Here is a 17,772-nt window from a genome sequence, read left to right on the forward strand (position 1 = left end):
GACACCGACCACTCCATCCACGACCGGGAGGAGGGGGAAACCCGGCCGCGCACCGCATGATCCCGGACGCCAAAGACTCAGGTCACGAACCTACAACCGCGTGTCGCGAGTTAACCAGCAGGATCAGATTCACCGGCAAAACCGCTGATTCCGCCGTACGTGGCCGTGTGGCGCTCCGTACGTGGAGGTGGGGACACCAAGACCCGGAAGTCCCGCCGAACGCTGGCTCTCCCCACCAGGTGCGTTCAAATCCTCAAGGACCCTCAGGCCCAACAGCAGCAAGAGCTAGGGGCCTCATGGGGTCTCGACCCCAGGGAATGGACACCACGAGAGCTGCGACACAGCTTCGTGTCGCTTCTCTCTGACAGCGGGCTGCCACTCGAAGAGATCTCCCGGTTGTTCGGCCATAGCAGCACGGCCGTAACCGAACTTGTCTACCGCAAGCAGATCCGACCTGTCGTGCAGTCCGGAGCTCTCGCGATGGACCGCATCTTCGGCAGCACAGACCCCAGCAGTGACACGACATGTCACTCACTTTGTCACTCAGAAGGCCGCTCCCCGATCTGGTGAGCGGCCTTCGAGCTGGTCATGCTGGTCGGGGCGACAGGATTTGAACCTGCGACTTCTTGCTCCCAAAGCAAGCGCGCTGCCAAGCTGCGCCACGCCCCGCCTCGTCGAGTGCGCATGCGCTCCGGGACTCCGGTACGCTTACGCCCTAACGACCGGATGAAGTCTAGACCAGAGTTCGACCGGTTCGCGCGGACGTAGCTCAATGGTAGAGCCCTAGTCTTCCAAACTAGCTACGCGGGTTCGATTCCCGTCGTCCGCTCCAGACGGCGAAAGGCCAGGTCAGCCCCATGAGGCGACCTGGCCTTCGTGATCTCTGCTAATTCTTCTCGATCTTTTGTGCCCGATGCCTTCTTCCGCGTTCCTTCCGTGCCCCTCCGGCGCTCGCGGACAAGCTCTCTGGACCTGCTGTGGTCCAGGTCGATAACCATTTGGAACGTGTGGGGCCAGCCTCTAGTGTGGCGCGGTGGCCACTCAGATGATCGTGCTCAATGGCGGCTCCAGCTCGGGCAAGTCCGGGATCGTCCGGTGCCTGCAGGCGATCCTGCCGGATCCATGGCTTGCCGTCGGAGTCGACACCATGGTCGAAGCGCTGCCCGCCTCCATGCGGGGATCGGATGCGGGGATCGAATTCGCCGCCGACGGCCAGGTGATCGTCGGGCCGGAGTTCCGGGCTTTGGACGCGGCATGGACGGCGGGGGTCGCCGCGATGGCCCGCGCGGGCGCTCGAGTCATCGTGGATGACGTGTTCCTCGGCGGGGCGGCATCCCAGGAACGGTGGCAGAAGGCTCTTGCCGGGCTGGACGTGCTGTGGGTCGGCGTCAAGTGCGACAGCGCGGTCGCCGCGGGTCGTGAGATCGCCCGGGGCGACCGTGTCGGGGGAATGGCCGCATTGCAGGCAGAGGTGGTTCACGAGGGCGTGGTCTACGACCTGGTGGTGGACACCACGCATACCGAGTCGCTGGTGTGTGCGCAGAACATCGCCATCCGGGTGCGGCGTTAGCGCCGGCCTGACGGGGGCCGGCGGCTTCATGATCTCGGCAGGTGGTTCGGCTTATACTCCGGGAATGGTGCCAGAGACGGTCTGCGGAGTCCCCACCCGGCACGAAGGCGATCCGGATCGGGTGGCCGTCCTGCTTCCTGGCGCGGCCTACGTGCCGGCCCGCCCGCTCCTCCACTTCGCCCGCGCAGTGCTCGCGCATCACGGGTGGACCGTGCAGGAGGTCTGGTGGGAGCCGCCCGCGGGTGGCGCCCTCGCCGAACGTGAGGCGTGGGTCGTCGAGCGGGCGCGCGAGGCCGTGGAGGCGGAGAGCGCGGGTCAGGTGCTGCTGGTGGGCAAGTCGCTCGGCACGCTCGCCGCACCCTTCGCCGCGGAACGGGGCCTGCCCGCCATCTGGCTCACCCCGTTGCTCACCATGGAGTCCGTCAGCAGGGCGCTGCGGCGGAGCGAGGCTCCGACGCTGCTGGTCGGCGGGGCGGCCGACAAATCGTGGGACGGTGCGGTCGCGCGGGGCCTGGGGCACCCGTACCTCGAGGTCCCGGACGCCGACCACGGCATGGAGATCTTCGGGGATCCGGTCGCCTCGGCCCAGGTGCTCACGGATGTGACGGAGGCCATGCACCGGTTCGTGGCGGGGCTGCGCGCTTAGGCATGCGCTGGCGAGCGATCTCCCGCGACTCCCTCGTCGAGGAACTGGCGGAAAGGGTCGCCGCGCGGCAGGGGTGGGTCCGGGTTGCCGTGGACGGCGCGCCGGCCGCGCGTCCCGAGACGTTGGCCGACGAGCTCGTCGCGCCGCTGCGGCTGCGCGGGCGGCCCGTGCTGCGGGTGTCGGCGGGCGACTTCCTGCGGCCGGCGTCGCTGCGGCTTGAGCACGGCAGGACCGACCCGGACGCCTTCTACGAGGACTGGCTCGACGCCAAGGCGCTCACGAGGGAGGTTCTCGAGCCCCTGGACCCGGGCGGCTCGGGGCAGGTGTTGCCGCGGCTCTGGGACAGCCGCGTCGATCGGGCGTACCGGGCGCCGTACCAGGAGCTGCCCCTCGGAGGGGTGCTGATCGTCGACGGGACGCTGCTGCTCGGGCGGGGGCTGGCGGTCGAGGCGAGTGTGCACGTGTGGCTGTCGGCGGGGGCGCTGGCGCGCGGGACGCCCGAGGACGAGCTGTGGCGGCTGCCCGCGTACGAGCGGTACGAGCGGGAGGCGCGGCCTCAGGAGGCCGCCGACGTCGTGGTCAGGGCCGATCACCCGGACCGGCTCGCCGTGCGGCTGACGCCGGACGGCGGCGCGTGAGCGGCGCAGACAAAGGCGGGGTGGCCGCCGGGAAAGGCGGCCACCCGATCAACGCGCCGTCGGGCGCTTGCCGTGGTTAGCCTTTTTCTTCTTGCGTGCCTTGCCTTTGCGTGAGCGCCTGGCCATAGCTCGCCTCCGATGATCGGCCGGAACCAGAGCGTCTCCCGCCTGCCCTGACCAGCGCAAGCGCACCACGCGAACTAACATTCCCCAACAATTCCATGTCATAATTTGGTGGAATCTGTTGGAAGGAGCAGGTGTGCTCGCACAGCAGCGTCAGCAGACGATCCTCGAACGCGTGCGCAGCAACGGCGGCGTCCGGGTCGCGGACCTCGTTCGCGAGCTCGGCGTATCCGACATGACGATCCGCCGCGACCTCGAGGTGCTGGCCGAGCGCGGGCTGCTGGAGAAGGTGCACGGCGGCGCCACCGCCCTCGGTCCCGGCTCGACCGAGGAGCCGGGCTTCACCGCCAAGTCGGCCCGCCAGCAGCAGGAGAAGGAGGCCATCGCGCGGTGCGCGGCCGGCCTCGTCAGGCCGGGCACGGCCGTGGCGCTCTCGGCGGGGACCACCACGTGGGCGCTGGCCCGCCACCTGATCGGCGTACCCGAGCTGACGGTGATCACCAACTCGATCCCCGTCGCCGAGGTCTTCCACCGGAACCCGCGTTCCGACCGCACGGTCGTGCTGACCGGCGGCGTACGCACGCCGTCCGACGCCCTGGTGGGCCCGGTGGCCGTGGCCGCGATCCGCCGCCTGCACGTGGACACGCTCTTCCTCGGCGTGCACGGGATGAGCGTGCGGGCCGGGTTCACCACGCCCAATCTGCTGGAGTCGGAGACCGACAGAGAGCTGGTGGCGGCCGCCACCAGGCTGGTCATCCCCGCCGACCACACCAAGTGGAACACGGTCGGCATCAGCACGATCGCCGAGCTGAGCGAGGCCGACGTGGTCATCAGCGACGCGGGACTGCCCGAGGACGCACGCACGGAGCTGGCCGAACGGGCCGGAGAACTGATCATCGCGGAGGGCTCGCCTTGAAGCGCACCATCACCCACCTGGCCGACGGCCGAGAGCTGATCTACTTCGACCGGCGGGACGACGCCGACAGGAGTGCGATCGACCGGCGCACGCTCGACCCCCGGCCGGTGGCCTCCGAGCTGCGTTACGATCCGCTGACCGAGGAGTGGATCGCGATTGCGGGGCACCGGCAGACGCGCACGTTCCAGCCGACGGGCTCGGCGAGCGAGTGCCCGCTGTGCCCGTCGTCGGACACCCGGTCGTCGGAGATCCCGGCGCACGACTACGACGTGGTGGTGTTCGAGAACCGGTTTCCCTCCTTCTCCGGAAATTTCGGGACTTATTCGGAAGCGGGTGGCTTGAGCGAGGTGCGGCCGGGGGCGGGGCGGTGTGAGGTGGTCTGCTTCACCTCCGAGCACTCGTCCTCCTTCTCCCGGCTCTCCACCGACCAGGTGGAGCTGGTCATGGAGGCGTGGGCCGACCGTACGGCCGAGCTGTCCGCGATCGAGGGCGTGGAGCAGGTCTTCTGCTTCGAGAACCGGGGCGAGGAGATCGGCATCACGCTCGCCCACCCGCACGGCCAGATCTACGGCTACCCGTACGTCACGCCCAGGACCAAGCTCCAGCTCGCCGCCGCCAAGCGGTACACGAAGGGCAACCTGTTCGCCGACGTGCTGGCCGCCGAGCGGGCCGAGGGGACGCGCGTGGTGGCCGCCAACGAGCTGTGGACGGCGTTCGTGCCCGCCGCGGCACGGTGGCCGTACGAGGTGCACATCTACCCGCACCGGCAGGTGCCCGACCTGGCCGCGCTGTCGGAGGCGGAGCGCTCGGCGTTCGCGCCGCTCTACACCTCGGTGCTGCGGGCCTTCGACGACCTGTTCGGCGTCGTGATGCCGTACATCTCGGCCTGGCACCAGGCGCCCGTACGGCAGGACCGTGAGCTCGCGTACCTGCACCTGGAGCTGTTCAGCATCAGGCGGGCGCCGGGCAAGCTCAAGTATCTGGCCGGCTCGGAGTCGGCGATGGGCGCTTTCGTGAACGACGTGCTGCCGGAGGAGGCCGCGCGTATGATTCGATCACAAGTAGATCACTATTAGATTTCTAATTAGGGTCGCATTACTCGTGATCTACCACTAACATCCCTTTTGCACCGGCTGTAACGGCCGTTGCGCGCCTAATCCCGGGCGTGGCGCCCGGGAGCCGGGGACCCACCTAGTTCTGGGGTGAATCCGACCACGTGTCGGTAGGGCACCTCCGCGCCCGAACCCGTCAGCTAACCCGGTCGGCAGAGGGAGAGGAACATCCACGTGGCGGCTGCGTCCCCCGTGAGCCTTGTCATCGGTCTCATCACCGCCGCGGCCGTCGCAATCCTGCCGGCGGCCACGGCGTCGGCGGCGCCCAAGCCGTCGGAGGCCGAGCTCCGCGCCCAGCTCAAGCAGCTCAACAGCAAGGTCGACAAGCTCATCGAGAAGTACAACCTCAAGCGTGTCGAGCTGGCCAAGGCGCGGGAGGCCGCCAAGGCCGCCAAGGACCGCCTGGCCACCGCGGAGCAGGCGCTGGCGGTGGCCGAGCAGCGGGTCGCCGACATCGCCAGGGTGCGCTACCAGAGCCACGACCCCTCGGTGCCCGCCTTCCTGCTGTCCACCAACGGCGGCGCCGTGGCCCTGCTGGAGCAGCTCACGGCCGAGCAGCAGGCCGTCGTGGACGGTGTGGCCAAGGCCCGCGACGAGAAGAAGAAGGCCTCCGACGCGGCCGCCGCGCTCGCCACCCAGATCAGCGCGGACGCCAAAGACGTGGCCGAGCAGCGTGAAGACGCCCAGGACGTCATCAAGGACATCCAGAAGAAGCTCCAGGACCTGGTGCCGTTCGGCCCCGGCCGCAATGCGAACGGCAGCTGGGCCCCGGAGCTGCCCACGGGCTCGGACAACATCACGCCCCGTACGCGGCTGATGAAGGCGCAGGTGGAGAAGAACTTCAAGCTGCCGCACGAGGTGGGCTGCTTCCGCTCGGGCTCCAGCGGCGAGCACCCGCTGGGGCGGGCCTGCGACTTCATGATGAGCACCGGCGGGACGATGCCGTCGGCCGTCGACAACGCCCTGGGCGACCGCATCGCGGAGTGGGCACTCAAGAACCAGGACAAGCTCGGGGTCAAGTACGTGATCTGGAAGCAGCGCATCAACATGGGTTCGGGCTGGCGGGCCATGTCGGACCGCGGCAGCATCACCGAGAACCACTACGACCACGTGCACATCTCGATGAACTAGCAGGAAGCCCGAGCTGCCGTGATCATCGCCAGAACGGCTCACCGCGATCACCGCCTGCGTGCGCTGGTCCGGCCTCGTTCACAACAGGTCGTCGAGGTCGACGGCCTGGGAGAGTGCGTCGTAGCCGGCGTCGTTGAGGTGGATGCCGTCGCCCGAGTGGTACTGCGGGCGCAGGGAGTCGGGGTCGGCGCTCTGCCGGACGACGGCGTCGAAGTCGGCCACGTGGTCGTAGGCCCCGCTGGTTCGGATCCAGCGGTTGACCTGGTCGCGAACGGCCTCGGCCGCGGGGCTGTAGGGGAGGGCGGAGCCCTTCATGGGCATGATGGTGGCGCCGACGACCTTGATGCCTTTGGCGTGGGCGGCTCCGTCGATGGTCAGCGGGGCGGTGCCGTACACGTTGGAGAGCTGACGCGCATGGAGGTCCCGCCGGCGCTGACGCGGACCACCTGGCGGACGGTCTCGGGGGATCGCCGGGCGAAGCCGTCCCGGGACCAGTTGGGGCCGTACCAGGTCGTGCCGGCAGTGGCGGGCTGGGCCGCGGTGCCCCAGGCCGCGTTCCACTGGCGGGTCGAGGCTTCGGCGGGGGTGGCGGCCAGCGCCAGGGCGAGCGCCGCGGTCAGGACGTGGATCTTGAAGGTACGCATGACGGTGTCGTCTTTCGGGGCTGTGTGCCAGGCGGTCAGGCGTTCTTGACGGCGGACAGGTCGAACTCGAGGGTGATCTTCTCGGAGATCATCACGCCGCCCGTCTCCAGGACGGCGTTGTAGGTCATGCCGAAGTCCTTGCGGTTGATCACCGTGCTGCCCTCGAAGCCGACCCGGGTCAGGCCCTGGGCGTCCACCGCGGTTCCGGTGTAGTCGAGGGGGATGGTGACCTGCCGGGTCACGCCGCGGATGGTCAGCCGGCCGGCGACCTCGAAGCTGTCGCCGCCGACGTGCTTGATGTCGGTCGATTCGAAGGTGATGGCCGGGTGGCCGGCGGCGTCCAGGAAGTCACCGGTGCGTAGGTGGTCGTCCCGTATGTCGTTGCCGGACTGGATACCGGCCACGTCCAGGACCACGTGGACGCGCGAGGCGGCCGGGTCGGCGGCATCGAGGTGGGCGGTGGCTTCCTTGACGGGGATGCTGCCGCGCACCTTGGTCACCATCGCGTGGCGCGCCACGAAGCCGAACCGGCTGTGCATGGGGTCGATGGTGTAGCTGCCGGTGAGCTCGCTGGGGTACATGCTGTGCTCCGCTCCGAATAGTTCAGCGCTGGAAGATTGAGCATGACCGTACATCGGTTTATTTCAGCGCGCAACTTTCCAGTGCGATGACTTGGTGACGCGATGGCTCAACCGCCGGAGCTCCGCGCAGATAGGGTCAGGCCTCATGACTGACACCCGGATCCCCCCGCCCCTCACCGGCGACGAGCGGACCGTGCTGAACAACTGGCTCGAGTGGCACCGCGGCACCCTGGCCGTCAAATGCGCGGGCCTGCCGGACGAGCAGTTGCGCCTGCGTTCAGCCCCGCCCTCGACGCTGTCCCTGCTCGGCCTGGTCAGGCACCTGGCGCACGTCGAGCGCGTCTGGTTCCGCCGCGTGCTGAACGGTGAGGACATCCCCAAGCTCTGGGACAAGGACCGCGACAACGACGCGGACTTCAACGAAGTGGACACCGCCTCCGTCAAAGAGGCCTTCGCGACCTGGGAGGAGGAGGTCGAGCGCGCCCGCGCCATCTCGGCGGCCAAGTCGCTGGACGCCGTCGGCGACCGCAACGGACAGGACTGCTCGCACCGCTGGATCCTCGTGCACGTGATCGAGGAGTACGCCAGGCACAACGGCCATGCCGACCTGCTGCGCGAGCGTATCGACGGGGCGACCGGCGAATGAGGGCCCGTTAGCCCTCAGGCATCAATGCTCGGTGCGGAAAAGCGCCCACACGGCCTTGCCGCCGCGGGCGAGGGGGTCCCAGCCCCAGCACTGGCTGTAGGTTTCCACGATGTAGAGGCCGCGCCCGTTCTCGGAGACGAAGTCCGGCTCCTTGGGGCGCGGCACCTCGTCGCTGGGGTCCGCCACGGCCAGCAGCACGTGCGGCTGTACGCGCATCAGCAAGAGCTCGATCTCGCGCCGCCCGGCCGCGTACATCGCATAGCGGACCGCGTTCGTCACCAGCTCCGACACCACCAGTGCGGCGTCGTCACTTAGTTCGTGCAGTCCCCACCTTTGCAGGGTCGAGCGGGTCACGTCCCTGGCCGTCTTCACGGAGTCGGCCTGAAAGGGCAGCGGGCACGCGGTCGTGTACGGCTTGCCGCCCATGAGCAGACGGTCGAAGCCCACCTCGCGGGTGATTTGCAAAGCATCGGCAGTGGCCAGAGGATCCTCCACCATGCCGCCGATACCTCCCCGTTCAGCCCGAGTCAGTGCATGTTTGGCCCAATATGCACTAAGCCATCATGGGTCACGATCGCGGCAGCTGCAAGACCCAAATGCACGTGCAGTTGCATTGTGCAGCAGCATGCGGCGTTTTGGGGCATTAGTCTGCTAATCGGACACGAGGTTGAGACCTTGTCATACCCGGCAATGTGGTGTCACTGTGTGTGCGGACCTTGATAGGAGGCAAAGTGACGCAGAACCAGCCGGGTTCCGGACCGACGGCGCTGCGCATCCTCCTGGGCTCCCAGCTGCGCAAGCTCAGGGAAGCAAAGAACGTCACTCGTGAGGAGGCGGGCCACCTCATCCGGGGCTCGGAATCCAAGATCAGCCGCATGGAGCTGGGCCGAGTGGGGTTCAAAGAACGCGACGTGGCGGACCTGCTGACCCTGTACGGGGTCGAGGACAAGCAGGCCCGCGCCGCCGTACTCGACCTGGTCGCCACCGCCAACGAGCCTGGTTGGTGGCACCGGTTCAACGATGTCCTGCCCACGTGGTTCCAGGCTTACGTCGGCCTCGAAGAGGCCGCCGCCAGGATCAGGACCTATGAGGTCCAGTTCGTGCCAGGACTCCTGCAGACCAAGGAGTATGCAAGGGCCGTCGTGACCGCCGGAACGGCGGGAATCGGGGCCGAGGAGATCTCCAGGAGGGTGGATCTCCGGCTGGAGCGCCAGCGGATGTTCGAGCGGCCGGACGGGCCCGTCTTCTGGGCGGTCATCGATGAGGCCGCGCTACGGAGGCCCATAGGCGGCGTCGAGGTGATGCGGGCCCAGATCGAACACCTCATCGAGCTGATGCGCCAACCCAAAATCACGATCCAGATCATGCCGTTCAGCTTCGGCGGGCACAGCGCGGAGGGCGGGGCGTTCAGCATCCTGCGCTTTCCAGACTCCGACCTGCCCGACGTCGTGTACGTGGAGCAGCTCGCCAGCGCGCTCTACCTCGACAAGCGTGAGGACGTGGACCGATACACCGAGGTGATGGAGCGGCTCTGCGCCGTGAGCACCACCCCGGACGAGACGGTCGGGCTGTTGCGGACCATCGCGGACGAGTTTTGACGACGGGCTGCGGATGATCGTGGACGACTTGTGGCGGTGACGGAGTCGTTGTTGGGTATGCATCTGCCCTAGACTGGCCATCGGCGTTGGATCCCGCCGTGGCGGAGCATGCCCAACACCGCTCATGTGGGCGCGGCGCGTGAGCCGTTTCCGAATGGACGCGCCCGCGATCACTCGTAGCTTGATCAAGGAGACCATTCCGTGAAGACCGCTGTCGAGGAGCTAAGCCCGACCCGGGTCAAGCTCACTGTCGAGGTGCCGTTCGACGAGCTGCGCCCCAGCATGGATGCGGCGTACAAGAAGGTCGCGCAGCAGGTGCGCGTCCCCGGGTTCCGGCCTGGCAAGGTTCCGGCCCGCATCATCGAGCAGCGCTTCGGCCGGGCGGTGGTGCTGGAGGAGACCCTCAACGACGCGGTGCCCAAGCTGTACGGCAAGGCCGTCGACGAGGTCGACGTGTTCCCGGTCGACCAGCCCGACATCGAGGTCACGAAGATCGACGACGGTGACAAGATCGAGTTCACCGCCGAGGTCGACATCCGGCCCAGCTTCGAGGTGCCCGACTACCAGGGCCTCGAGATCACGGTCGACTCCGCCGAGGTCTCCGACGAGGACGTCGACAAGCAGCTCGACGCGCTGCGCCAGCGCTTCGCGACGCTGACCGGCGTCGAGCGCGCCGCCGCCAACGGCGACTTCGTCGTCATGGACCTCCGCGCCGAGATCGACGGCAAGAACATCGAGGAGCAGCAGGCCAGCGAGGTCTCGTACGAGGTCGGCGCCGGCTCCGTGCTCCAGGGCCTCGACGCCGCGCTCGAGGGCATGTCCGCGGGCGAGGAGAAGAGCTTCAAGACCGAGCTGGTCGGCGGCGAGAACGCCGGCGAGGAAGCCGACGTGATCATCAACGTCAAGTCGGTCAAGGAGAAGGTCTTGCCCGAGCTCGACGACGAGTTCGCCCAGCTCGCCAGCGAGTTCGACACGCTCGACGAGCTCAAGGCCAGCATCCGTGAGCAGTCCCGCCGCAACAAGCTGATCGACCAGGTCGTGCAGGCCCGCGAGAAGGCCCTCGACGCCGTCCTGGAGCAGATCGACATCCCGCTGCCGGGGAGCGCGCTCAAGGTCGAGATCGACGCCCGCAAGCACAACCTCGACCACCAGATTGCCGAGAGCGGCCTGAGCCGCGACGCCTTCTTCCGCCTCTACCAGACGACGGAGGAGGAGCGCTTCGCCGAGTTCGAGAAGAACTCCGCGCGTGCGCTCAAGGTGGGCTTCGTGCTCGACAAGGTCGTCAAGGCTGAGGAGCTGGGCGTCTCGGAGCAGGAGCTGACCAACTTCGTGGTGCGCCGCGCCATGGAGATGGGCGTGCAGCCCAACGAGCTGGCCAAGCACCTGGCCGACAACGACCAGCTCACGCTGGCCATGGTCGAGATCGTCCGCGACAAGGCCAAGGCCGTCCTGGGTGACGCCGCCAAGGTCGTGGACACCGAGGGCAACGAGGTGGACCTCAAGGCTATCTACACCGAGATCAACGGTGAGGAGGTCGTGGAGGAGGAGTCCGCGGCCGACGAGGACAAGCCGGAGGCGTAGCCTACTCCCGCTGTCGGCGCGGGCCCCTGGGGTCTGTGCCGCGGCGGTCACGGTCCTGAGCCCCCGAACCAATCGGTTCGGGGGCTTCGCCTTTTCCGGGGGCGTCTGGTCGCCGGCCGCGATCCTGGGCAGCGCCACTTCCCTGGAAGCCGCGCATCGGGACGCATCCGCTCCAAGGGTGCGACACAGGGCTCCGGCCGCTGCCGTGGTCGCGCCGAGCGTGCATGACCTGGCGCTGGTGCTCCGGGTGCTCGCGGCCGAGGCTGCACCCACGTACTCGACGGCACTCAGGTAACTCGCCTGCCTCCGCGAGGCCCCGTGAGTCACCGGGCCGGGCGGGCAGGCCGTACAGCGCCCTCAGAGGGCTCGTAGGGATCCTGGAGCTCCGGCAGCGGCCCGAGCGGCGCCCGAAACCGGTAACTCCGGTCAGCTGGACTCCCAGCGCGTCGCAGGGAGCATCGCCCACGGCGGCGGTCCGGACTTCGTGGACGGAACGGGTGAGGTCGGGCGGAGGATAACAGGCAGAGGCTTGTCCGAACCTGCGCCGTCAGCGAACAGTACGGGGGACCGGGCATGAGCTGTGCGCAGCGCGCGTTAAGGTCACAAGCAAAGCCAATCGATTACGACGCATCGGAAGGTGACGCTGTGACCAGCCCGCCGACCTTCTATCAGCCTGAGTCGCGAGGCCGTGAGAACGGCTCGACCTTCCGGCTTGAAGATCAGCTTTATCAGCGCCTGCTCCGGGAGCGCATCATCGTGCTCGGCCAGGAAGTCAACGACGAGATCGCCAACCGCATCTGCGCCGAGCTACTGCTGCTCGCGGCCGACGACCCCGACCGCGACATCTCGCTTTACATCAACTCGCCGGGCGGCTCGGTGAGTGCCGGCATGGCCATCTACGACATGATGGAATATGTGCCGAACGACGTGTCCACGGTTGTGATGGGCATGGCCGCCTCGATGGGGCAGTTCCTCCTCACCGCGGGCGCCAAGGGCAAGCGTTACGCCCTGCCCCACGCCCGGGTCATGATGCACCAGCCGTCGGGCGGCATCGGCGGTACCGCCGCCGACATCGCCATCCAGGCCGAACAGATGCTCTACGTGAAGAAGACGCTCGCCGAGCGGATCGCCTTCCACACCGGCCAGCCGCTGGAGCAGATCGAGGCCGATTCCGACCGCGACCGCTGGTTCACGGCCGAGGAAGCCAAGGACTACGGCTTCATCGACCACGTCGTGCGCAGCGCGCGGCAGGTGCCCTCGCAGGGCCCCGTCTCTTAGGGGGAGCTGAAGTGGATATCAACAGCCGCTACATCATTCCGGAGTTCACGGAGCGCACCTCCACCGGAGTGAAGCAACACAACCCGTACACCAAGCTCTTCGAGGACCGCATCATCTTCCTCGGAGTGCAGATCGACGACGCGTCGGCCAACGACGTGATGGCCCAGCTGCTGACGCTGGAGTCGCTCGATCCCGACCGTGACATCAGCATCTACATCAACTCGCCGGGTGGCTCTTTCACCGCCATGACGGCGATTTACGACACGATGCAGTTCGTCCGGCCGGAGATCCAGACGGTCTGCCTGGGCCAGGCGGCCTCGGCTGCGGCCGTGCTGCTGGCCGGCGGCACCCCGGGTAAGCGGTTCGCACTGCCCAACGCCCGGGTGCTGATCCACCAGCCGTCCACCGAGGGCGGCGGCCAGGGCAGCGACATCGAGATCCAGGCCCGCGAGATCCTTCGCATGCGTACCCTCCTCGAGGACATCGTGGCGAGGCACTCGGGCAAGACCTCCGCTCAAGTCCGCAAGGACATCGAACGCGACAAAATTCTCAACGCGGACGAGGCAAAGGCGTATGGTCTGATCGATGACATCATCCCGTCCAGGAAGAAGCGAGCTGCGGCCGTAGCTTCCTGACGAGACGTGACGCACCGGAGCGCTGCCCAATAGGGCACGTTCCGGTGCGACTCGCCGCTAGGGGGCTCACTGAGGGCCCAGAAGACGGTAACGTCGAAACCTGAGCGGTTCGGCCTAGTCCGGAGGATGTCCGGAGACACTGCTCGCGGCAGCAGGGCGGTCCCACGCAAAGGAGTATCTGGGGTGGCACGCATCGGCGACGGGGGAGACCTGCTGAAGTGCTCTTTCTGCGGGAAGAGTCAGAAGCAAGTCAAGAAGCTCATTGCCGGGCCAGGCGTCTACATCTGCGATGAGTGCATTGATCTCTGCAACGAGATCATTGAGGAGGAGCTCTCCGAGTCCTCCGAGCTCAAGTGGGACAACCTGCCCAAGCCGAGGGAGATCTACGAGTTCCTCGACGCCTACGTCATCGGTCAGGACAAGGCGAAGAAGGCCCTCTCGGTGGCGGTCTACAACCACTACAAGCGGGTGCAGTCCGGCGACCGGGGCAGAGACGACGGACTGGAGCTGGCCAAGAGCAACATCCTGCTGCTCGGCCCCACGGGCTCCGGCAAGACACTGCTGGCGCAGACCCTGGCGAGGATGCTCAACGTGCCCTTCGCCATCGCCGACGCCACCGCGCTGACCGAGGCGGGATATGTCGGCGAGGACGTGGAGAACATCCTCCTCAAGCTCATCCAGGCCGCCGACTACGACGTCAAGAAGGCCGAGACCGGCATCATCTACATCGATGAGGTCGACAAGATCGCCCGCAAGAGCGAAAACCCGTCGATCACACGCGACGTCTCGGGCGAGGGCGTGCAGCAGGCGCTGCTGAAGATACTGGAGGGCACCACGGCCAGCGTGCCCCCGCAGGGCGGCCGCAAGCATCCGCACCAGGAGTTCATCCAGATCGACACGACCAACGTGCTGTTCATCTGCGGCGGCGCCTTCGCCGGTCTGGAAAAGATCATCGAGTCGCGCATCGGGCGCAAGGGCATCGGCTTCAACGCCATCATCCGGTCGAAGGAAGAGGTCGACACGGCCGACATCTTCGCCGACGTGATGCCGGAAGACCTGCTGAAGTTCGGCATGATCCCCGAGTTCGTCGGGCGCCTGCCGGTCATCACCTCGGTGCACAACCTCGACCGCGAGGCGCTCATCCAGATCCTCACCGAGCCGCGCAACGCGCTGGTCAAGCAGTACCGCAAGCTGCTCGAGCTCGACGGGGTCGAGCTGGAGTTCACCGACGGGGCCCTGGAGGCCATCGCCGACCAGGCGATCCTGCGCGGCACCGGCGCCCGCGGACTGCGCGCCATCCTGGAGGAGGTGCTGCAGTCCGTCATGTACGAGGTGCCGTCGAGGCAGGACGTCGCCCGGGTGGTCATCACCCGCGAGTCGGTGCTCGAGCACGCGATCCCGACGCTCGTCCCGCGCGACCAGCTCGCCGCCAAGCAGCAGCGCACACCGCGCGAGAAGTCGGCCTGAGCCGCAGTCAGGCATACCGAGCGCCCCGTGGCACCACGCCACGCGGGCGCTTTCGGCGTTCTGCGCCTCCCGCGCCCGCCTGCCCCCGAGCCCTCTCCCATTTCGCTCGCCCCTGAGCGGGCCGGTCCTCGACGCCATGGGGCCGGCTTCGGGGTACGGGGGCTTTCCGCTTGTCGGCCTCCCTAGAATTGGTCATTGTGACAACGCCAGAGCTGCCCACCCAATACACGCCGGCCGACGTCGAGACCCGTAGCTACGAGCGCTGGGTATCCGAAGGCTATTTCACCGCCGATCCGGGCAGCTCGCGCGTGCCGTACAGCATCGTCCTGCCTCCGCCCAACGTGACGGGTGTCCTGCACATCGGGCACGCGCTCGACCACTCCATCCAGGACGCGCTGACGCGGCGCGCCCGTATGCAGGGGCGCGAGACCCTCTGGCTGCCCGGCATGGACCACGCGGGCATCGCCACCCAGAACGTCGTCGAGCGCGAGCTGGCCAAGCAGGCCAAGTCGCGGCACGACCTCGGGCGCGAGGCGTTCGTCGAGCGCGTCTGGGAGTGGAAGGAGGAGTCCGGCGGCCGGATCCTCGGCCAGATGCGCAAGCTCGGCGACGGCGTCGACTGGTCGCGCGAGCGCTTCACGATGGACCCAGGGCTCTCTCGGGCCGTGCAGACGATCTTCAAGAAGCTGTTCGATGACGGGCTGATCTATCGCGCCGAGCGGATCATCAACTGGTGCCCGCGCTGCCTGACCGCGCTCTCCGACATCGAGGTGGAGCACAGCGAGGACGAGGGCGAGCTGGTCTCGATCCGCTACTCCGACGAGATCGTGGTGGCCACCACACGCGCCGAGACCATGCTCGGCGACACGGCCGTGGCCGTTCACCCTTCGGATGAGCGGTACACACACCTGATCGGCACGATGGTGGAGCTGCCGCTGACCGGCCGCATGATCCCCGTGGTCGCCGACGAGCACGTCGACCCGGCCTTCGGCACCGGCGCGGTCAAGGTGACACCCGCCCACGATCCCAACGACTTCGAGATCGGACGGCGCCACTCGCTGCCGTCGCTGACCGTCATGGACGAGCGCGGCGTCATCACCGCGCACGGCCCGTTCCAGGGGCTCGACCGCTTCGAGGCCAGGCCCGCTGTCGTGGCCGCGCTGCGTGCCGACGGGCGGATCGTCGCGGAGAAGCGCCCGTACCTCCACTCGGTCGGCCACTGCTCGCGCTGCAAGACGGTGGTCGAGCCGAGACTGTCGCTGCAGTGGTTCGTGAACGTCGGGCCGCTGGCGAAGGAGGCGGGCGACGCCGTTCGCGACGGGCGCACCCGCATCCACCCGCCCGAGCTGGCCAAGCGCTACTTCGACTGGGTCGACGACATGCACGACTGGTGCATTTCCCGCCAGCTCTGGTGGGGGCACCGCATTCCGGTCTGGTACGGGCCGGGGGGCGAGGTCGTGTGCGTGGGTCCCGATGAGGAGCCGCCTGCCGGCTACACGCAGGACCAGGACGTGCTCGACACCTGGTTCTCCTCGGCGCTGTGGCCGTTCTCGACACTCGGCTGGCCGGACGCCACGCCCGAGCTGGAGCGCTTCTACCCGACCTCCGTGCTCGTCACCGGCTACGACATCCTGTTCTTCTGGGTGGCCAGGATGATGATGTTCGGGCTGTACGCGATGGACGGCGAGCCGCCGTTCCGCACCGTCGCGCTGCACGGCATGGTCCGCGACCAGTACGGCAAGAAGATGTCCAAGTCGTTCGGCAACGTGGTCGACCCGCTGGACTGGGTCGACCGCTTCGGCGCCGACGCCACCCGCTTCACCCTGCTCCGCGGTGCGAACCCCGGGGCCGACGTCGCGGTGAGCGAGGAGTGGGCGGCCGGCTCCCGCAACTTCTGCAACAAGATCTGGAACGCCACTCGGTTCGCCCTGATGAACGGCGCGGCCGTGGGGTCTCTGGAGGACGCCGAGCTGACGGCGGCCGACCGATGGATCCTGTCGCGCCTGCAGGATGTGGTGCGGGCCGCGGACGCGGCGTTCGAGGAGTTCGAGTTCGCCAAGGCGTCCGATCTGCTCTACCACTTCGCGTGGGACGAGGTCTGCGACTGGTATCTGGAGCTGGCCAAGATCCAGCTTGCTGAGGGGCTGGAGCACACCCGGCTGGTGCTCGGCCACGTCCTCGACGCGCTGCTGCGGCTGCTGCATCCGCTGGTGCCGTTCGTGACCGAAGAGCTGTGGCGGGCCGTGACAGGGGGCGAGTCGATCGTCGTGGCGCCGTGGCCGGTGGTGGACGCCCGTTACACGGACGCCTCGGCCGAGGCGGAGATCGAGGCGCTGCAGGAGCTGGTGACGGAGGTCCGCAGGTTCCGTTCGGACCAGGGGCTCAAGCCCGGCCAGAAGGTGGCCGCCCGGCTTGGGCTGGCGGGCACTGCGCTGGCCGGCCAGGAGACCGCGATCCGCGCGCTGCTGCGTCTTACGGAGCCGGCTGAGTCGTTCAGCGCCACGGCGAGCTTCTCGGTGGGCGGGGTGACCGTGGAGATCGACACCGCGGGCGCCATCGACGTCGAGGCCGAGCGCAAGCGGCTGGAGAAGGACCTGGCGGCCGCGCGCAAGGAGGCCGCGCAGGTGGCCGCGAAGCTGGGCAACGAGCAGTTCATGGCCAAGGCGCCGGAAGCGGTGGTAGCCAAGGTCAGGGACCGGGCCGAGCAGGCCTCCGCGGACATCGCGCGGCTCGAGGCGCAGCTCGCCGGGCTCGGTGTTTGAACCATCCGGACGCGGGGAAGGTCCATTCGTTACCTAAGATGGACCTTCGACGCCGTCAGGGCTGCTATCGTTTTCCACGTGGGGCGGCTAGCCCTGACACCCCCTTCTGACGAACCCGATCTTCGGGGCGGTCCGGCCAGGCGGTTGGACAAGTCGCGAAAGTTGGAGTAAGTTAGCAGGGTTGCCTCGAAGAGAGGCGAGTCCGGAAGCTCCCGGATCGGGCGGTTTGACAAGGATCGTCCGGATCGGGTAGACTGAAGGAAATGAAATGTGAGCCTCGATCACTGGGGTCCTTGAAGGATTCCGGTGGATGATGTGCGTCCGTTTCTTGAGAACTCAACAGTGTGTTAAAAGCCAGTGCATGAGATACATGCATGACCCCGTCTTTTTGACGGATAGCTCGGATTTGTTTTCCGGACAAGACATTGTTTGGAGAGTTTGATC

At 67.6% G+C, this 17,772-nt stretch carries 19 protein-coding genes, 2 tRNA genes and 1 riboswitch; of the genes, 15 read left to right on the forward strand and 6 right to left on the reverse strand.

Annotated elements, in window-relative coordinates; genetic code table 11:
- Positions 1–165 precede the first annotated feature (165 nt).
- Complete coding sequence (locus tag ABN273_RS57790) at positions 166–570, forward strand: tyrosine-type recombinase/integrase (protein WP_349458327.1); 405 nt, start codon at positions 166–168, stop codon at positions 568–570.
- A 22-nt stretch (positions 571–592) separates the two neighbouring features.
- Here ABN273_RS57790 and ABN273_RS57795 read toward each other — a convergent pair.
- Positions 593–669: transfer RNA gene (locus ABN273_RS57795), tRNA-Pro, on the reverse strand.
- Between the two features lie 89 nt (positions 670–758).
- Between ABN273_RS57795 and ABN273_RS57800 the strand changes: the two genes are divergently transcribed.
- The 4 genes from ABN273_RS57800 (at position 759) to ABN273_RS57815 (ending at position 2,854) form a co-directional block, all read left to right on the forward strand.
- A tRNA-Gly gene (locus ABN273_RS57800) sits at positions 759–832 on the forward strand.
- 201 nt (positions 833–1,033) lie between these two features.
- Complete coding sequence (gene cpt / locus ABN273_RS57805) at positions 1,034–1,570, forward strand: chloramphenicol phosphotransferase CPT (RefSeq protein WP_349458307.1); 537 nt, start codon at positions 1,034–1,036, stop codon at positions 1,568–1,570.
- A gap of 64 nt (positions 1,571–1,634) precedes the next feature.
- Entirely contained in the window at positions 1,635–2,216 is a 582-nt protein-coding gene (locus tag ABN273_RS57810; protein ID WP_349458308.1) for an alpha/beta fold hydrolase, read from the forward strand.
- 2 nt (positions 2,217–2,218) lie between these two features.
- The gene (locus tag ABN273_RS57815; RefSeq protein WP_349458310.1) at positions 2,219–2,854 is read left to right on the forward strand and encodes a nucleoside/nucleotide kinase family protein; all 636 of its coding nucleotides are present in this window, start codon (positions 2,219–2,221) and stop codon (positions 2,852–2,854) included.
- A 48-nt stretch (positions 2,855–2,902) separates the two neighbouring features.
- Here ABN273_RS57815 and ABN273_RS60180 read toward each other — a convergent pair whose 3' ends face one another.
- A complete protein-coding gene (locus ABN273_RS60180) occupies positions 2,903–3,082 on the reverse strand; it encodes a 50S ribosomal protein bL37 (protein WP_502911352.1) in 180 nt (59 codons plus the stop codon).
- Between the two features lie 31 nt (positions 3,083–3,113).
- Here ABN273_RS60180 and ABN273_RS57820 point away from each other — a divergent pair, with 31 nt between their 5' ends.
- The 3 genes from ABN273_RS57820 to ABN273_RS57830 all read left to right on the forward strand — a co-directional run bounded on the left by ABN273_RS57820 (position 3,114) and on the right by ABN273_RS57830 (position 6,136).
- Entirely contained in the window at positions 3,114–3,893 is a 780-nt protein-coding gene (locus tag ABN273_RS57820) for a DeoR/GlpR family DNA-binding transcription regulator (RefSeq protein ID WP_349458311.1), read from the forward strand.
- Positions 3,890–4,969, forward strand: coding sequence for a galactose-1-phosphate uridylyltransferase (galT, locus tag ABN273_RS57825; RefSeq protein WP_349458312.1), 1,080 nt, complete (start codon positions 3,890–3,892; stop codon positions 4,967–4,969). Before ABN273_RS57820 ends, galT begins: the two co-directional genes overlap by 4 nt.
- Before the next feature lie 64 nt (positions 4,970–5,033).
- Positions 5,034–5,174, forward strand: a riboswitch (cyclic di-AMP (ydaO/yuaA leader).
- A 5-nt stretch (positions 5,175–5,179) separates the two neighbouring features.
- The gene (locus ABN273_RS57830) at positions 5,180–6,136 is read left to right on the forward strand and encodes a coiled-coil domain-containing protein (protein ID WP_349458314.1); all 957 of its coding nucleotides are present in this window, start codon (positions 5,180–5,182) and stop codon (positions 6,134–6,136) included.
- Positions 6,137–6,214: 78 nt separating this feature from the next.
- On the opposite strand, the gene ABN273_RS57835 is transcribed toward ABN273_RS57830, so the two are convergent.
- Genes ABN273_RS57835 through ABN273_RS57845 form a run of 3 tightly spaced genes read right to left on the reverse strand, consistent with a single transcriptional unit; the run spans position 6,215 to position 7,361 of the window.
- Entirely contained in the window at positions 6,215–6,532 is a 318-nt protein-coding gene (locus ABN273_RS57835) for a GDSL-type esterase/lipase family protein (RefSeq protein WP_349458315.1), read from the reverse strand.
- Positions 6,511–6,780 (reverse strand): hypothetical protein, encoded by a 270-nt coding sequence (locus ABN273_RS57840; protein ID WP_349458316.1) that lies wholly within the window; start codon positions 6,778–6,780, stop codon positions 6,511–6,513. The genes ABN273_RS57835 and ABN273_RS57840 overlap by 22 nt, the downstream gene beginning before the upstream one ends.
- Positions 6,781–6,815: 35 nt before the next feature.
- Complete coding sequence (locus ABN273_RS57845) at positions 6,816–7,361, reverse strand: YceI family protein (RefSeq protein ID WP_349458317.1); 546 nt, start codon at positions 7,359–7,361, stop codon at positions 6,816–6,818.
- Between the two features lie 145 nt (positions 7,362–7,506).
- Here ABN273_RS57845 and ABN273_RS57850 point away from each other — a divergent pair, with 145 nt between their 5' ends.
- On the forward strand, positions 7,507–8,007 hold the full coding sequence (locus ABN273_RS57850) for a DinB family protein (RefSeq protein WP_349458318.1): 501 nt from the start codon (positions 7,507–7,509) through the stop codon (positions 8,005–8,007).
- Between the two features lie 21 nt (positions 8,008–8,028).
- Here ABN273_RS57850 and ABN273_RS57855 read toward each other — a convergent pair whose 3' ends face one another.
- Complete coding sequence (locus ABN273_RS57855) at positions 8,029–8,505, reverse strand: ATP-binding protein (protein ID WP_349458319.1); 477 nt, start codon at positions 8,503–8,505, stop codon at positions 8,029–8,031.
- 233 nt (positions 8,506–8,738) lie between these two features.
- On the opposite strand from ABN273_RS57855, the gene ABN273_RS57860 reads away from it, so the two are divergent.
- The 6 genes from ABN273_RS57860 to ABN273_RS57885 all read left to right on the forward strand — a co-directional run bounded on the left by ABN273_RS57860 (position 8,739) and on the right by ABN273_RS57885 (position 17,328).
- Complete coding sequence (locus ABN273_RS57860; protein WP_349458320.1) at positions 8,739–9,605, forward strand: Sco1979 family transcriptional regulator; 867 nt, start codon at positions 8,739–8,741, stop codon at positions 9,603–9,605.
- A gap of 201 nt (positions 9,606–9,806) precedes the next feature.
- On the forward strand, positions 9,807–11,186 hold the full coding sequence (tig, locus tag ABN273_RS57865) for a trigger factor (protein ID WP_349458322.1): 1,380 nt from the start codon (positions 9,807–9,809) through the stop codon (positions 11,184–11,186).
- Between the two features lie 645 nt (positions 11,187–11,831).
- Positions 11,832–12,464 (forward strand): ATP-dependent Clp protease proteolytic subunit, encoded by a 633-nt coding sequence (locus ABN273_RS57870; protein WP_349458323.1) that lies wholly within the window; start codon positions 11,832–11,834, stop codon positions 12,462–12,464.
- 11 nt (positions 12,465–12,475) lie between these two features.
- A complete protein-coding gene (locus tag ABN273_RS57875) occupies positions 12,476–13,099 on the forward strand; it encodes an ATP-dependent Clp protease proteolytic subunit (protein ID WP_349458324.1) in 624 nt (207 codons plus the stop codon).
- A 183-nt stretch (positions 13,100–13,282) separates the two neighbouring features.
- A complete protein-coding gene (clpX, locus tag ABN273_RS57880; protein WP_349458325.1) occupies positions 13,283–14,566 on the forward strand; it encodes an ATP-dependent Clp protease ATP-binding subunit ClpX in 1,284 nt (427 codons plus the stop codon).
- 188 nt (positions 14,567–14,754) lie between these two features.
- The gene (locus ABN273_RS57885; protein WP_502911353.1) at positions 14,755–17,328 is read left to right on the forward strand and encodes a valine--tRNA ligase; all 2,574 of its coding nucleotides are present in this window, start codon (positions 14,755–14,757) and stop codon (positions 17,326–17,328) included.
- Positions 17,329–17,772 lie beyond the last annotated feature (444 nt).

This window comes from Nonomuraea sp. B19D2 (assembly GCF_040137845.1).
Taxonomy (GTDB): domain Bacteria; phylum Actinomycetota; class Actinomycetes; order Streptosporangiales; family Streptosporangiaceae; genus Nonomuraea.

What these genes read in the sequence shown, in the direction of transcription:
- ABN273_RS57855 (WP_349458319.1), bottom strand. Translation starts at nt 8,505, where the DNA reads ATGGTGGAGGATCCTCTGGCCACTGCCGATGCTTTGCAAATCACCCGC.
- ABN273_RS60180 (WP_502911352.1), bottom strand. Translation starts at nt 3,082, where the DNA reads ATGACATGGAATTGTTGGGGAATGTTAGTTCGCGTGGTGCGCTTGCGC.
- ABN273_RS57840 (WP_349458316.1), bottom strand. Translation starts at nt 6,780, where the DNA reads ATGCGTACCTTCAAGATCCACGTCCTGACCGCGGCGCTCGCCCTGGCG.
- ABN273_RS57850 (WP_349458318.1), top strand. Translation starts at nt 7,507, where the DNA reads ATGACTGACACCCGGATCCCCCCGCCCCTCACCGGCGACGAGCGGACC.
- ABN273_RS57845 (WP_349458317.1), bottom strand. Translation starts at nt 7,361, where the DNA reads ATGTACCCCAGCGAGCTCACCGGCAGCTACACCATCGACCCCATGCAC.
- ABN273_RS57810 (WP_349458308.1), top strand. Translation starts at nt 1,635, where the DNA reads ATGGTGCCAGAGACGGTCTGCGGAGTCCCCACCCGGCACGAAGGCGAT.
- ABN273_RS57815 (WP_349458310.1), top strand. Translation starts at nt 2,219, where the DNA reads ATGCGCTGGCGAGCGATCTCCCGCGACTCCCTCGTCGAGGAACTGGCG.